Source organism: Nocardioides sp. LMS-CY, from assembly GCF_018732145.1.
Taxonomy (GTDB): Bacteria; Actinomycetota; Actinomycetes; order Propionibacteriales; family Nocardioidaceae; genus Nocardioides; species Nocardioides soli.
The window spans coordinates 3,288,740-3,302,729 of sequence record NZ_CP076104.1; the positions used below are offsets into that span (position 1 = coordinate 3,288,740).

At 74.3% G+C, this 13,990-nt stretch carries 15 protein-coding genes; 12 read left to right on the top strand and 3 right to left on the bottom strand.

Going from position 1 to position 13,990, the window contains the following annotated elements:
* Positions 1-21: 21 nt before the first annotated feature.
* Entirely contained in the window at positions 22-921 is a 900-nt protein-coding gene (locus tag KM427_RS15710) for a TIGR01777 family oxidoreductase (protein ID WP_215524470.1), read from the top strand.
* Here KM427_RS15710 and KM427_RS15715 read toward each other — a convergent pair.
* Complete coding sequence (locus KM427_RS15715) at positions 867-1,337, bottom strand: hypothetical protein (RefSeq protein ID WP_215524471.1); 471 nt, start codon at positions 1,335-1,337, stop codon at positions 867-869. The genes KM427_RS15710 and KM427_RS15715 overlap by 55 nt on opposite strands.
* 69 nt (positions 1,338-1,406) lie before the next feature.
* On the opposite strand from KM427_RS15715, the gene lipB reads away from it, so the two are divergent.
* The 10 genes from lipB (at position 1,407) to KM427_RS15765 (ending at position 12,076) form a co-directional block, all read left to right on the top strand.
* Positions 1,407-2,123, top strand: coding sequence for a lipoyl(octanoyl) transferase LipB (gene lipB, locus KM427_RS15720; protein WP_215524472.1), 717 nt, complete (start codon positions 1,407-1,409; stop codon positions 2,121-2,123).
* 85 nt (positions 2,124-2,208) lie between these two features.
* Entirely contained in the window at positions 2,209-2,856 is a 648-nt protein-coding gene (locus tag KM427_RS15725; protein WP_215524473.1) for a LuxR C-terminal-related transcriptional regulator, read from the top strand.
* Positions 2,853-5,057 carry a DUF8320 family protein gene (locus tag KM427_RS15730; RefSeq protein WP_215524474.1) on the top strand — a complete coding sequence of 735 codons (2,205 nt, stop codon included), beginning with the start codon at positions 2,853-2,855 and terminating at the stop codon, positions 5,055-5,057. The genes KM427_RS15725 and KM427_RS15730 overlap by 4 nt, the downstream gene beginning before the upstream one ends.
* Positions 5,058-5,163: 106 nt before the next feature.
* Positions 5,164-5,784, top strand: coding sequence for a hypothetical protein (locus KM427_RS15735; protein WP_215524475.1), 621 nt, complete (start codon positions 5,164-5,166; stop codon positions 5,782-5,784).
* Between the two features lie 2 nt (positions 5,785-5,786).
* Positions 5,787-7,406, top strand: a complete 1,620-nt coding sequence (locus KM427_RS15740) for an RCC1 domain-containing protein (RefSeq protein ID WP_215524476.1) — start codon at positions 5,787-5,789, stop codon at positions 7,404-7,406.
* Positions 7,403-8,008, top strand: coding sequence for an LPXTG cell wall anchor domain-containing protein (locus KM427_RS15745; RefSeq protein WP_215524477.1), 606 nt, complete (start codon positions 7,403-7,405; stop codon positions 8,006-8,008). Before KM427_RS15740 ends, KM427_RS15745 begins: the two co-directional genes overlap by 4 nt.
* A 26-nt stretch (positions 8,009-8,034) precedes the next feature.
* Positions 8,035-9,651, top strand: a complete 1,617-nt coding sequence (locus KM427_RS15750; RefSeq protein WP_215524478.1) for an RCC1 domain-containing protein — start codon at positions 8,035-8,037, stop codon at positions 9,649-9,651.
* Positions 9,648-10,142 (top strand): signal peptidase I, encoded by a 495-nt coding sequence (locus KM427_RS15755; protein WP_215524479.1) that lies wholly within the window; start codon positions 9,648-9,650, stop codon positions 10,140-10,142. Before KM427_RS15750 ends, KM427_RS15755 begins: the two co-directional genes overlap by 4 nt.
* A gap of 48 nt (positions 10,143-10,190) precedes the next feature.
* On the top strand, positions 10,191-11,108 hold the full coding sequence (locus KM427_RS15760; RefSeq protein ID WP_215524480.1) for an ABC transporter ATP-binding protein: 918 nt from the start codon (positions 10,191-10,193) through the stop codon (positions 11,106-11,108).
* Positions 11,108-12,076, top strand: a complete 969-nt coding sequence (locus KM427_RS15765; RefSeq protein WP_215524481.1) for an ABC transporter permease subunit — start codon at positions 11,108-11,110, stop codon at positions 12,074-12,076. Before KM427_RS15760 ends, KM427_RS15765 begins: the two co-directional genes overlap by 1 nt.
* Here KM427_RS15765 and KM427_RS15770 read toward each other — a convergent pair.
* Positions 12,073-12,570 carry an SRPBCC family protein gene (locus tag KM427_RS15770; RefSeq protein WP_215524482.1) on the bottom strand — a complete coding sequence of 166 codons (498 nt, stop codon included), beginning with the start codon at positions 12,568-12,570 and terminating at the stop codon, positions 12,073-12,075. The genes KM427_RS15765 and KM427_RS15770 overlap by 4 nt on opposite strands.
* The gene (locus tag KM427_RS15775; protein ID WP_215524483.1) at positions 12,567-12,938 is read right to left on the bottom strand and encodes an ArsR/SmtB family transcription factor; all 372 of its coding nucleotides are present in this window, start codon (positions 12,936-12,938) and stop codon (positions 12,567-12,569) included. Before KM427_RS15775 ends, KM427_RS15770 begins: the two co-directional genes overlap by 4 nt.
* Before the next feature lie 95 nt (positions 12,939-13,033).
* Between KM427_RS15775 and lipA the strand changes: the two genes are divergently transcribed.
* Positions 13,034-13,978 carry a lipoyl synthase gene (lipA, locus tag KM427_RS15780; protein WP_183594133.1) on the top strand — a complete coding sequence of 315 codons (945 nt, stop codon included), beginning with the start codon at positions 13,034-13,036 and terminating at the stop codon, positions 13,976-13,978.
* Positions 13,979-13,990: the final 12 nt, after the last annotated feature.

The following is a 13,990-nucleotide window of genomic DNA, read 5'->3' on the forward strand; positions in this document are numbered from 1 at the left end:
GGGGCATGGCAGGGTGGGGGCGTGGACACCAGGACCGTCGTGATCGCGGGCGCCTCGGGCTTCCTCGGGCGCCATCTCTCCGAGGAGCTGGTCGGGCGCGGGCACGCGGTGGTGGCGCTCACCCGGCGGCCGACGTCGGCGCCGGACGAGTCGAGCTGGGACCCGTACGCCGGGGTCTACGACCGCGCCGTGATCGAGTCCGCCGACGTCGTCGTCAACCTCGCCGGCACGCCCACGATCGGCAACCCCCACTCGCGCCGCTGGGCGCGGGAGCTGCGGGCCAGCCGGGTGACCACCACCCGGGTGCTGGCCGAGGCGGTCGCGACCAGCGAGCGGCGTCCCGCGTACCTCGCCGGCAACGCGATCGCGTGGTACGGCGACCACGGGCAGGATGTCGTGACCGAGGAGTCCGACAGCCGCGGCGAGAGCCTGATGACCGCCGTGACCCGGGAGTGGCAGGACGCCACGGCCCCGGCCGTCGCCGCGGGTGCCCGCGTCTGCGTGCTGCGCACCTCGCCGGTCATGGACCGCCGCGCGGCGCCGCTCAAGCAGCTGCGACTGCTCTTCCGAGCCGGCCTGGGGGGCCGGCTCGGCAGCGGCCGGCAGCGGATGGCGATGATCTCGCTGCGCGACTGGGTGGGCGCAGCGGCACACCTGGCCGAGCTCGACGACGTCTCCGGGCCGGTGAACCTGTGCTGTCCGGAGACCCCGACGAACGCCGAGTTCACCGAGGCCCTCGCCCGGGCGCTCGGCCGCCGCGCGCTGCTGCCCGCGCCGGCGTTCGCGATCAGGGTCGGCGCCGGCCCGGTGTCCGGCGAGGTGCTCGGCTCGATCAACCTGCGGCCGACGGTCCTCGAGGCGACGGGCTACTCCTTCCGCGACCGCACCGTCCACGAGGTGGTCCGCGCCGGGCTCGCCTGAGCCACGCGCCACTCCCCCGCCCGGCGCACCAGCACGATCCGCCGGGTCGAGGCCTCGTCCCGCGGCAGCGGGCGGCGTACGCCGGGACCGACGGCGACCGCCCCGACGAGCCGGTCGGTGACGACCAGCGTCAGGTGCGACCCGTCCGCCCGACGTACCTCGACGCGCAGCAGCTGCATCGACGACCCCTCGACCCGCAGGCCGCGGGCCACCCACGCGCGCAGCATCGCGACGTCGGCCCGGCCGGTCGCCGACCCCGGCACGTAGAGGGACCGCAGCGCGGTCACGTCGCCGTCGGCCCACGCCGTCGCGCGTCGCTCGTCCCAGGCATGCAGCACGGCGGCGGCCTCGATCGCAGGTGGTGCGGCCGGGGCGGCCACGAGCACCGGCAGCACCAGGGACAGCAGCAACGTCATGCCTCTCTCCTACCCAGCAGGCGAGACCGTCCCGTCGGCCGTCCACAGGCGCCGCAGTACGCTCGACGCGTGACTGACCGGCTGAAGTTCGAGGACGTCGGACTCGTCGACTACCTGGCCGCGTGGGATCTCCAGCGCGACCTGCACGAGCGGGTCGCGGACGGCGACCGGCCCGACACCGTGCTGCTCCTGGAGCATCCGGCGGTGTTCACGGCCGGCAAGCGCACCGAGCTGCACGAGCGCCCGCTCGACCCCGGCGGCGCGCCGGTCGTCGACGTCGACCGCGGCGGCAAGATCACCTTCCACGGACCCGGTCAGCTGGTGGGCTACCCGATCGTCATGCTGCCCGACCACGTCAAGGTCGTCGACTACGTGCGCCGGGTCGAGGAGGCGCTGATCCGGGCGTGCGCGGACCTCGGCGTCACCACGGCGCGGGTGCCGGGGCGCAGCGGCGTCTGGCTGCGGGCCGACGACCGGGGGCCGGAGCGCAAGATCGCCGCGTTGGGCATCCGCGTGAGTCGCGGGGTGACCATGCACGGCTTCGCGATCAACTGCGACGTCGACCTCGGCTGGTACGACCGGTTCGTCCCCTGCGGCATCTCCGACGCGGGCGTCACCTCGCTGAGCCTCGAACTCGGGCGCGACGTCACGGTCGCGGAGGTCACGCCGTACGTCGAGCGCCACCTGCGCACCTACCTGGCCTGGGAGCCATACGACGCGACACCCGACTACGACCCGCGCCCGGACCCGGCGAAGGGCCCCCGGATCGAGCTGCTCACCCCCTGAGTCCCGGCCCACACCGGGCCCGTCCGGATTCGGCCACGCGTGCCGCGTCCGCCGACTACGGTGGGCGGCGACGAGAGGGGACAGGGTGCCGGAGCCGATCCAGGTGGCGATCGTCGACGATCACGAGCTGGTTTCGCTGGCCGTCGGTGGCCTCATCCACGACCACGAGGCGCTCGAGTTCGCCGGCCACGCGGCGTCCGTGCCGCAGCTCATCGCCGCCGGGATCCACGCCCGCCTGGTGGTCCTCGACCTGAACCTGCGGGACGGCTCCCAGCCCTCGGAGAACGTCGAGCGACTTCGTGACCGCGGCACCGACGTGCTGGTGCTGACCTCGGGCGAGAACCCGTTCCTGATCCGGGAGGTGTCCCGCTCGGGGGTGCTGGGGATCGTGCGGAAGTCGGCCGCACCGGAGGACATCATCGGGGCGATCGCCGCGGCCGCGGCCGGACAGCCGATCGTGACCACGGAGTGGGCCGCCGCCCTGGACTCCGACCCCGAGCTCGGCTCGGCGCCGCTGACCGACCGGGAGCGCGAGGTGCTCGCGCTCTACGCCTCCGGGCTCCCCGCGAAGAGCGTCGCGCGCCGCCTGAGCGTCACGGAGAACACCATCGACGACCACATCCGCAGGATCCGCACCGTCTACGCCCAGCTGAGCCGTCCCGCGAACACCAAGGTGGACCTGTACCGGCGCGGGATGGAGGACGGCATCCTGCCGTACCCCACCCTGTCGTGACCGCGACGGCGGCGCGCGAGCCGCGCGCGGAGCTGCGCACCCTGCGCCTGTGCACCGGGGTCGTCGGCGCGAGCACGCTGGCGGCCACGGTCGCGACCTCCTTCGTCGTCACCCAGCCCGACCGGCTCGGCACTCCGACGTCCCCGTGGGTGCTCACGGCGATCGCGATCCTGCTGCCGCTGCTGGCCGCGGGCAGCGCGCCCTGGTCGGACCTGCCCACCTTGCGCTGGCTGAACGCGCTGGTCGTCGTCGAGTACGGCGTGCTGCTGCTGGTCCTGGCCCTGGCTGCCGCGTCCGGGCGGGTGAGCGACGGCGAGGTGCCGTGGGTGCTCACGTTCACCGCGGCGCCGGTCGCGGCGGCGCTGGTCGCCTGGGGACGGCGTGCGGCGTGGTTGGTGCTGCTCGCGGCCACCGCGGCGATCCAGCTGCTCCGCGTCCTGGTCGGGCACGACACCCTGAGCGCGCTGGCGAGCGACGTGCAGGCCTTCTTCGCCTCGTTGGCGCTCGTGCTGCTGTTCGGGACCCTGGTCGCGGCGAGCCGCGACTTCGACCGCTCCACCAGGGTCGCCTACGCCCGGGCGTCCCACCGGTCGGCCGAGGACGCCCGCGCCGGCGTACGACGCCGCCTCCAGACGCTCGTGCACGACGAGCTGCTGGCAACGCTGGTGCTCGCCGCACGAGACGTCCCGGCCCTGCGCACCGCGGTCGCGGCCCAGGCCGCCCGCACCCGTCGGCTGCTTCGCGACCTGCACGAGCCGGAGGCCGCCGCGCGCGTGCCCGTCGACGACCTGGTGCGCCAGGTGCGCGACACCGCCGCCCAGGAGTGCCCCGCAGCCCGGGTCGGTCTCATCGACAGCCGGCGGACGGGCAGCGCCGCGGCCTCCGTCGGCCTCGACGTCGCCGAGGCGCTCACGGGCGCTCTGCGCCAGGCACTCGTGAACAGCCGCACCCATGCCGGGCCGCAGGCGACGATCTCGGTGGAGATGGCGATCTCGGACGACGACGTGCGGATCCGGGTCGCGGACGACGGTGTGGGGTTCGACCCGGCCCGGGTCTCGCCCCGCCGGATGGGGATCTCCACCAGCATCGTCGGGCGGGTGCGGGGCGTGCCCGGAGGCGAGGCCCGGGTCGAGTCGCGACCGGGCTCGGGCACCCGGGTCACCCTCGCCTGGACCCGTGGCCGCCCGGCGGAGGAGCCGGCCGCCCCGGCCGTGGACACGGGCATCCTGCCGGCGGAGGACCGCCGGGTGCGAACGGGGATCCTGGTCACGATCGCGGTCTTCTGGGCCGCCCAGGCGGTTCTCGCCGGCATCGCCGGCGCTGCGGCCGGCGACCCCGCGGTCGCCGGCCTGGCGATCGTCGGCGTCGGTGCGGCCTTCCTCGCCATCGGCTGGCGTTCGCTGGCCCGGCCCACTCCCGCACGTGCCTGGGTGGTCGTCGCGATCGTCGTCGCCACCACCGCGCTGAGCCTCGTCCCGATCCCGCGCGACGAGCACCGCTACGGGGACACCTGGTACGTCGCGGCCTGCGGCTTCGTCCTCCTCGCGCTCGCGGTCCGAGGCCGGCCGGGTGTGGCGGTCCTCGGCGGCCTGGTCGCCGTCGTGCTCTCGCTGAGCGGTGCCTACCTCTGGCCGAACGACGTCGCGGACGTGCTCGCCTCGACGACCCGGCACCTGGTGATCCTGGCGATCGGGGTGCTGCTGGTGCTGGGCACCGCCCGCACCCAGGCTCGGACCACGGCGCTGCGGGCCGAGGAGCTGGCGGCGGTGCGTGCCCAGGTGTTCCGCGAGGCGGCGGCTCGCGAGCTGCGGGAGCGGTCCCGGGCCCTGGAGGAGGTCATCGGCCGCATGCTGGAGCGGCTCGAGAGCGGTGCGGAGCTCACCGAGCACGAGCGCCGGGAGTGCGCCGCCCTCGACGGCCGGCTCCGCGACCAGTACCGGGGCGGCCGGATCAGCCGGCCTCCGATGATCGAGGCCGCGATGGCCGCCCGCCGGCGCGGCGTCGACGTCGTGCTGCTCGACGACGCGTCCGACCGGGTGCTGTCCGAGACCGAGCTGGACGCGATCGCGCACTGGCTCGCCAGCCGGCTCGACGCCGTACCGGAGGGGCGGTTCACCGGCCGCATCCTGCCGCACGGCCGGGACGGCCTGGCCAGCGCGGTGACGGGCGACGAGGTCGCCGAGCTGCCGCGGACCCCGTGACCGGGAGTCGGGAGAACCACGGAAAGGGGTGGCTGGAGTCCGCACGGCGGGGGCGTCGTACTCCCTAGCGTGACGAGCGTCCTGCCCGTCCGTCCGAGGAGCACCCTTGTCAGTCACCGATCAGCCCGCCCCGCCGGCGCCCGCCGGCGCCCGCCACTCCCGCGGACTCACCCGCCGGCGCAAGATCGTGGTGGCCGGTGTCGGGGTCGCCGCGGCCGCGGCGCTCGTCGCCGGGGGCATCGCGGTCACCGGTGCCTACTTCACCTCCCAGGCCACGGTCGGCGGCCAGTCGGTCGGCACGGCCACCGTGGCGATCACGGCCGGCACCGCGGCCTCCTCGGCGCCGATCAGCGCGGCGAGCCTGCTGCCCGGCGACAGCGAGAGCACGACCATCGACCTCGCCAACACCGGCAGCGAGGACGTCTACTACACGATCCGGCTGCCCAAGACCGCCGGCGGCGACACCGCCCTCGAGTCCGCGATCCAGGTCGAGGTGGCCGTCGGTGCCGCCTCCGAGACCCGCAGCCTCACCGCATGGCAGGCCGGCGCCCTCCAGATCGGCCCCGCACTCGCCGCGGCCGGCGGCCAGACGATGACCGTGACGATCTCACTGCCCACCACGGCCGACAACACCCTCCAGGGCCTCGACGCCGGCTTCACCGCCCAGATCGACGCCATCCAGGCCCGCAACACCACGGCGCCCACCGCCGGCTGGGTCGCGGACTGACCGTGCCCCACATCGGCCTCGGGCTGCTGGGCGTCACCGGCGCGGCCACGCTGCTGCTCGCCCTCTCCGGCGGTCTGCCGACCACCGGCGCCTCCTTCACCGCGCAGGCCGTCGTCGGCGCGGCGCAGGAGGCCCACGCCGCGGAGGTCGGGGCCCTCGGCGACCCCTCCGCGTCCCGGACGGCCGCGGGCGTCGCCACGGTCGGCTGGGACACGCCGACCCAGCGGAACGACGTCGCGCCGGCGTACACGGTGCGCCGCACGGTCGAGGCGGCCACGGCCGAGATCGACCCCACCCTCACCACCTCCGACGGCCGCACCGGCTTCACCGACGACCTCACCCGTGCCGCCGACTTCAGGTACCGGGACGTCACCCGCGTCAGCGCCGGTGCCTTCAACGTCTGCGCGATCGCGGACGGCGCCGCCTACTGCTGGGGCCGGAACGTGTACGGGCAGATCGGCGACGGCACCACCACCAGCCGCAATGTCCCGACCCCGGTGTCCACCAGCGGCGTCCTCGCCGGCAAGACCGTCACCGACATCAGCGTCGGCCTCGCCCAGACCTGCGCGGTCGCCGACGGACGGGCCTACTGCTGGGGCTGGGGAGGCGGACTCGGCGACGGCGGCACGACCACCAGCTCCGTCCCGGTCGCGGTGAGCACCGACGGGGTCCTGGCGGGCAAGACCGTCACCGACATCAGCACCGGCTACAACTTCACGTGCGCCGTGGCCGACGGGCGGGCCTACTGCTGGGGAGACAACGGCAACGGCAAGCTCGGGAACGGCGGCAGCACCGCCAGCTATGTCCCGGTGGCGGTCAGCACGAGCGGCGCCCTGGCGGGCAAGACCGTTACCGCCGTCGCGGCCGGCGGCGGCATCGCCTGCGCCCTGGCCGCGGGCCGCGCCTACTGCTGGGGCTACGACGGCGACGGTGCCGTCGGCGACGGCGAGGGCGTCAGCACCAGCAGCGTCCCGGTCGCGGTGCGCACCGACGGAGCCCTGGCGGGCACGACCGTCACCCGGGTCACGGCGGGCAACGGCCACGCCTGTGCCGTCGCCTCGGGTCAGGCGTACTGCTGGGGGCGCGGCGCCCGCGGACAGCTCGGCGACGGCACGAGCACCGATCAGTACGTGCCGGTCGCCGTGAGCACCGACGACGCGCTCGCCGGCCGAACCGTCACCGACATCGACGGCGGAGACCTGGGCACCTGCGCGGTCGCCTCCGGTGCGGCGTACTGCTGGGGTTCGGTCGAGCTCAGCGCACGATCCTCCGTGCCCGTGGCCCTGGACACCACCGGCGTCCTTCACGGCACCACGGCCACGGCCATCTCCCTCGGGCCCGGCAGCGGCTGCGTGAGCGCCGGGGTGGTCGCCTGTTGGGGTGACAACGGCGAAGGCCAACTGGGCGACGGCAGCTCGGTCCGCCGCAGCTACGAACCGGTGCTCGCAGGGGACGAGGGGCACGGGCTGACCGAGCCCTTCTGCGAGCCCGACTGGCTGCTCGACGCGACCCGATGTGCCCCCGGACCGGACGTGTCCGTGTCGTATCGGATCGACTACGCCAAGCGTGGCTGGTCGCCTCTTGCCGCAATGGACCTGACAGCGGAGTGGAGCGCATCGTGATCACCCGGGCAGCCCTCACCGAGATCGGCCGGACCTGCACCGCGACCGTCGGATCCCTGCCCGACACGGGCGCCGGAACGCCCTTCTGGGTGCTCGCCCTCGCGCTCGCCCTGGTCTCCGTCGGCGTCGTCGTGCTGCTCCGAGCCCGGCGCAGACGCACCGCCGGGGCGGTGCTGTCGGTCGCGGTCGTCGCCGGGGCGCTGCTCGCCCCAACGGGCGCTCCCCCGGCCCACGCCGACACCACCCGGGTGGAGTACGGCGCCGGCTGCTCGCTGATCGCCATCGACGAGTCGGCGATCAGCTGGGCCACGCCCACCGTCACCAGCGGCCTGCTGCCCGGCGACAGCGTCGTGGCGCTGACGGTGCCGGTCACCAACAGCGACGCCGTGCCGATCCGGCTCTCCGGACGGCTGCGGACCGATGCGTCGGCATCCGGGCTGCACGGACGGGTCCGCTTCGACGACATCGGCGGACCGGTGCTGCTGGCCCCCGGCCAGCGGACCGTCGCGACCCTGGTCGTCGACGTCCTGCCCTCCGCCGGCGACGACCTTCAGGGCACCACCACGCCACTCGAGCTGGTCCTTACCGCGACGGCCCGATGACTCCAGAACCGGAGGAGGTGAACGCGATGCGCACCCACCGTCGATGGCGCAACGGCGCCCTCGCCGGGGCTACCGGACTCGTGCTGGCGCTCGCCCCCGGTACGGCCGCGGCCGTCTTCACCGCGGAGTCCGCCACCACGGCACCGCAGGCGATGGCGACGGCCGTGCTCGCGCCGGTGACCGACGGCGCCGCGGAGTACGCCGCGGGAGGCGCCGCCACGGTGACCTGGTCGGCGCCGACGGTGCGCGCCGACGTGGCGCCGGCGTACTCGGTCGAGCGGACCGTCGGGGCGACCACCACCGCCGTCGACGCCCCGGTCAGCGCGGAGGACGGCAGCGCCTCCCTCACCGACGACCTCACCGTCGAGGCCGACGGGGGCATCGCCGCCGCCACCGCGGTCGCCAGCGGGCGGTTCCACGCCTGTGAGCTGGCCGACGGCCGGGCCTACTGCTGGGGCTCGAACAGCGAGGGCACCGTGGGCGACGGCACGAAGACCAACCGGTCGGAGCCGACCGCCGTCAGAGACACCGGTGCGCTGGCCGGAAGGACCGTGACCGCGATCAGCGTCGGCGACTTCTTCTCGTGCGCGATCGCCGACGATGCCGCCTACTGCTGGGGCGGCAACGGCTCCGGCCAGCTCGGCGACGGGGGGAGCGCGAGCAGCACCGTGCCGGTCGCGGTGTCGCTCCCGGGCGGCACGGTCAGCACGATCACCTCCGGCGCCAATCACAACTGCGCGCTCGTCGGTGGAGCCGTCTACTGCTGGGGCTCGAACGGCTACGGTCAGCTCAGTGGCACGGATCTCTTCCGCAGGATCCCCGGCCCGGTCAGCAGTCCCGGGGGGCCATGGACCGCGGTCTCGGCGGGGTCGCGCCACACCTGCGGAATCGCCGGCGGGGTCGCCTACTGCTGGGGGGACAACGGCTCCAAGCAGCTCGGCAACGCGTCGGTCGGGGGCAGCAGCTCGACGCCCGTGCCCGTCAACGCCGGCGGCGTGCTGACCGGCAGGACCGTCACCGCCATCAGTGCCGGTGGCTCGCACACCTGCGCCATCGCCGACGACGCGGCGTACTGCTGGGGGTTCAACACCTACGGGCAGCTCGGCAGCGGCACGGCCGGCGCGGACTCCGCGATTCCGCTCGCCGTCGACGCGTCCGGCGCACTGGCCGGGAAGACCATCACCGAGTTCGCCGCGGGTGTCTCGCACACCTGCGCCATCGCCGACGGCGGGGTGTACTGCTGGGGCGCCCACCACAACGGTCGGCTGGGCAGCGGCGTCACGAGCAACCAGCCGAGACCGGTCGCCGTCGACCCCGGCAGCGCCCTGGCCGGCGTCACCGCCACCTCGGTCGGCAGCGGGTTCGACAGCAGCTGCGCGGTCGGCTCCGGCACGACGTACTGCTGGGGGGCGAACGCCACCAGCCAGCTCGGTGACGGCACCACGAGCGACCGGTCGACGCCCACCCCCACCGGCACCGACGCCTTGTCGACGCTGACCTGTGCGGCCGGCTGGCTCCTCGACTCGGACGCCGCGCGCTGCTCGCCGGGGGCGACCGTGCCGGTCTCCTACCGGGTCGTCTACACCAAGGCCGGCTGGTCGTCGCTCGCGAGCACGATCGCCGCCGACTGGAACAGCCCGTGACGGTCGGCAGGGTGCTGCGCTGGACCGCGGTCGCGGCGATCGGTCTCGCCCTGGTCGCGCCGTTCGCCCTGCCGTTGCTCACCGATCGCCAGCTCACGGTCGTGGACGGCGGATCGATGGAGCCGACCCTGCATCGCGGCGACGTGCTGCTCACCCGGCCGCCGACCGACGACGACCTCCGGGCCGGACGGATCCTCGTCGTCGGCGCTCCCCCGGACCGCTACACCCACCGCGTGGTCGAGGTCGACGCCGACGGCTCGCGACTCCGGCTGCAGGGCGACGCCAACGACGTTCCCGACCCCACCTGGGTGCCCCGGACCGAGGTCGAGGCGGTGCTCGTCACCGCCATCACCGGACCGGCGGCGACGCTGACCCGCACCATGACCGGTCCGCCGGGCACGGTGCTGCTCCTCGCCGTGCTCGCCGTCCTCCTCGTGCCACCGCCGCGCACCGCCTTCCGCCGGCGTCCGGCCGATCCCGGGCCGGACTGACGGCGCGTCGGACTGCACTCCCCCGGCCGCCATGCTGGGATCGGGGCCGTGAGCGACCTCGTCATCGAGACCAGCGGGCTGCGCAAGGAGTTCCGCTCCCGCCGCGGCGTCCGGATCGCCGTGCACGACCTCGACCTGGCCGTGCCGGCCGGCGGGGTGCACGGGTTCCTCGGCCCCAACGGCTCGGGCAAGACCACCACGATCCGGATGCTGCTCGGGCTCGCCCACGCGACCGCCGGCACGATGCGGCTCTTCGGCGAGCCCGTGCCCCGGCGGCTCCCGGCCGTCATCGACCGGATCGGCGCGGTCGTGGAGAACCCGAAGTTCGCGCCCCACTTCACCGGCCGCCAGAACCTCACCCTGCTCGCGCGCACCATCGGCGCCTCCGCCGACCGGGTCGAGGAGGCCGTCGCGACGGTGGGCCTCACCGGCCGGGACGGCGACCGCTACAAGTCCTACTCCCTCGGCATGAAGCAGCGGCTCGCGATCGCGGCGACGCTGCTCAAGCGGCCCGCCCTCCTGATCCTCGACGAGCCGACGAACGGGCTCGACCCGGCCGGCATCCGGGAGATCCGCGACACGATCCGACAGCTCGGCGAGTCCGGCGTGACCGTGCTGCTCAGCTCGCACATCCTCGCCGAGGTGCAGCAGGTGTGCACCTCGGCGACGATCATCGGCAACGGCCGGCTGCTGGCCTCCGGGCGGGTCGAGGACCTGTTGGGCACGAGTACGGCGTACCGGGTCGGCGTGCCGGATCCGGCGGCCGCCCGCGCAGTGCTGGACGGCGCCGGCTTCACGCTTCGCGACGGACCCGACCTGCTCGTCGAGACCGACCGCCCGGCGGCCGTCACCGAGGCGCTGGGCAACGCCGGGGTCTGGCTCTGCGAGCTCACCCCGGTGCGGCCCGACCTCGAGACCGTGTTCCTCGAGCTCACCGCCGGCGACCAGCTGGGCGGGGCCGCCTGATGCGGCGGCTGCTGGGCGTCGAGCTCACCCGGTTCCGCTGGCGACGCGCCATCCTGGTGCTGCTCCTGCTCGCGATCGTGGTGCCGGCGGTGATCGCCGCCAGCCGGATCTGGGCCACCCGGCCGGTCTCCCAGGCCGACCTCGACCGCGCGACCGAGATGGCGTCCTCGGAGATCCAGCAGTGCCTCGACCACCCCCGCCGGTACGGCGTACCTCGAGCCGCGGCGCAGACGCAGTGTGAGACCACCATCGTCGGCTGGTACACCGGGCGCGAGCCGCTCAGCATGGCCGGCGAGCGCGGCGGCTCCGGCATCGGCGTCGTCGCGGTGCTCACCACCCTCCTGCTGCTGGCCGGGACGACGTTCGTCGGCCACGACTGGAACAGCGGGTCGATGAGCAACCAGCTGCTCTTCGAGTCGCGCCGCGGCCGGGTCTGGGCGGCCAAGGCGCTCGCGGTCACGCTCGTCTCGCTCGTGCTCGCAGCGCTGGTGAGCGCGGTGTACTGGCTGACGATCTGGGCGGCCATGCAGGTCCGCGACCTGCCGACCCTCGACGGCGCGCTCACCGACTCGCTGGCCTACGGGCTCCGCGGCGCGCTCTTCGCGGCCGCGGCGGCGCTGGGCGGCTACGCCCTCACGATGCTGCTCCGCAGCACGGTCGCGACCGTCGGCGTGCTGTTCGGAGTCTCGGTGGCCGGTGGGATCGTCATCGCGGTCGTCGGCCTGAGCGGTCGGTGGCAGCCGGACCTCAACATCGCCGCGATCGTCGACAACGGCACGACGTACTGGGTCGAGGTGCCCGAGTCGTGCTTCATCGGCGACCGGGCGGAGCGGGAGCCCGCGCCCGGCTCGGAGTGCGACCAGCGGCGCGACCTCTCGGCCTGGGAGGGCATCGGCTACTACGGCGTCCCGCTCGTGGCCACGGCGGGCGCGTCGGTGGCGTCCTTCCGGCGCCGCGACGTTCCCTAGGCCTCGGTGCGATAGTGGTCGGCCATCGCCGGGTAGTAGTCCCGGCCGAAGTCGAGGTCCCCGGGGTCGTCGCCGGCCTCGGCCGCGACGAGCCGGTCGAGGTAGTACTCCCAGCCCGGACCCACGCTGTCGACCGACGCCGGGGCGATCCCGGGCTGGGTGAAGGTCAGGACCGTGAGGCCGCCCCGCTCGACGAGGTCGAGCTCGAGGCGCCAGGCCTCGTCGCCCGACCGCGCGGTGACCGCGAGCCGGTGGGGCGGGTCGCACTCGCGGATCTCCATGTCGTCCTCCGGCGCGCCCTCCTCGACCGTCATCCGGAAGCGCACCAGGCCGCTCGCCGGGTCGCCCGTGAACGTCCCGATCCAGCGGGCGAGGCGCTCGGACTCGGTCACCGCCGCCCAGACGTCCTCGATCGGCGCGCGCAGCTCGCGCACGATGACGAGCCGATGCTCACCGTCGACGACCTCGATGCGGCCCGTGGGTGTCGTGGTCATGCCGTCTCCTCGGTGTCGGTGGTCGGGTCGGTGGCGGCGGCTTCGCGTCGCCGCTCCCGGGAGGTACGCCGTACCTCGGTCTCCAGCGCGTCGAGGGCGTTGTCGGTCAGCGGACCGGTGCGGATCAGGCCCTCGACGTACGTCGTGAGGGGCGCGAGCCCGTCGCGACGCAGCCGGTAGTGCCGCTCGCGTCCGCGCGACTCGACGGAGACCAGGCCCGCCTCCGCGAGCAGCCGCAGGTGCTTGCTCACCGCCGGCCGCGAGATCGACCGTGTCTCCGCGAGGTCGACCACCCGGGCCGGTGCGGCCGCGAGGTCCGCGAGCAGGCCGCGACGAACCGGGTCCCCCAACGCGGCGAACGCATCCATGCCAAACAGGTAACCATTTGGTTACGCATCATGCAAGTGCACCCCGCCCGGACCGGCGCCCGGGACGCTGGCCCGCGCGCGTACAGTTGGTCCACGTGACGCAAGCTCCAGCACCAGAGGGACGCAAGCTGCTGCGCCTCGAGGTCCGCAACGCGGAGACCCCGATCGAGCGCAAGCCGGAGTGGATCAAGACCCGGGCGAAGATGGGTCCCGAATACCAGCACCTGCAGAGTCTGGTGAAGTCCGAGGGACTGCACACGGTCTGCCAGGAGGCGGGCTGCCCGAACATCTTCGAGTGCTGGGAAGACCGCGAGGCGACGTTCCTCATCGGCGGCGACCAGTGCACCCGGCGGTGCGACTTCTGCCAGATCGACACCGGCAGGCCGCAGCCGCTGGACCGCGACGAGCCGCGTCGCGTCGCCGAGTCTGTGCAGACCATGGGGCTGCGCTACGCCACGATCACCGGCGTCGCCCGCGACGACCTCCCCGACGGCGGTGCGTGGCTGTACGCCGAGACCGTGCGGGCGATCCACGACCTGAACCCCGACACGGGCGTGGAGAACCTGATCCCCGACTTCAACGGCAAGCCCGACCTGCTGGCCGAGGTGTTCGAGTCGCGGCCCGAGGTGCTGGCCCACAACGTCGAGACCGTGCCGCGGATCTTCAAGCGGATCCGGCCCGCGTTCCGCTACGACCGGTCGCTCGACGTGCTGACCCGGGCCCGCGAGTTCGGGCTGGTCACCAAGTCGAACCTGATCCTCGGCATGGGCGAGACCCGCGAGGAGGTCTCCCAGGCGCTGCGCGATCTGCACGACGCCGGCTGCGACCTGGTCACGATCACCCAGTACCTCCGCCCCTCGGTGCGCCACCACCCGGTCGAGCGCTGGGTCCGGCCCGAGGAGTTCGTCGAGCTCCAGGCCGAGGCGATGGAGATCGGCTTCGCCGGCGCCCTCTCCGGACCGCTCGTGCGTTCGTCCTACCGCGCCGGTCGGCTGTACCGTCAGGCGATGGACGCCCGCGCGGGCGCCCCGACCGCCTGATCCACATCCCAA

Excerpts from the sequence above, each read along its gene's own strand:
- KM427_RS15715 (WP_215524471.1), bottom strand. The coding sequence starts at position 1,337 with ATGACGTTGCTGCTGTCCCTGGTGCTGCCGGTGCTCGTGGCCGCCCCG.
- KM427_RS15750 (WP_215524478.1), top strand. The coding sequence starts at position 8,035 with ATGCGCACCCACCGTCGATGGCGCAACGGCGCCCTCGCCGGGGCTACC.
- KM427_RS15765 (WP_215524481.1), top strand. The coding sequence starts at position 11,108 with ATGCGGCGGCTGCTGGGCGTCGAGCTCACCCGGTTCCGCTGGCGACGC.
- KM427_RS15770 (WP_215524482.1), bottom strand. The coding sequence starts at position 12,570 with ATGACCACGACACCCACGGGCCGCATCGAGGTCGTCGACGGTGAGCAT.
- KM427_RS15775 (WP_215524483.1), bottom strand. The coding sequence starts at position 12,938 with ATGGATGCGTTCGCCGCGTTGGGGGACCCGGTTCGTCGCGGCCTGCTC.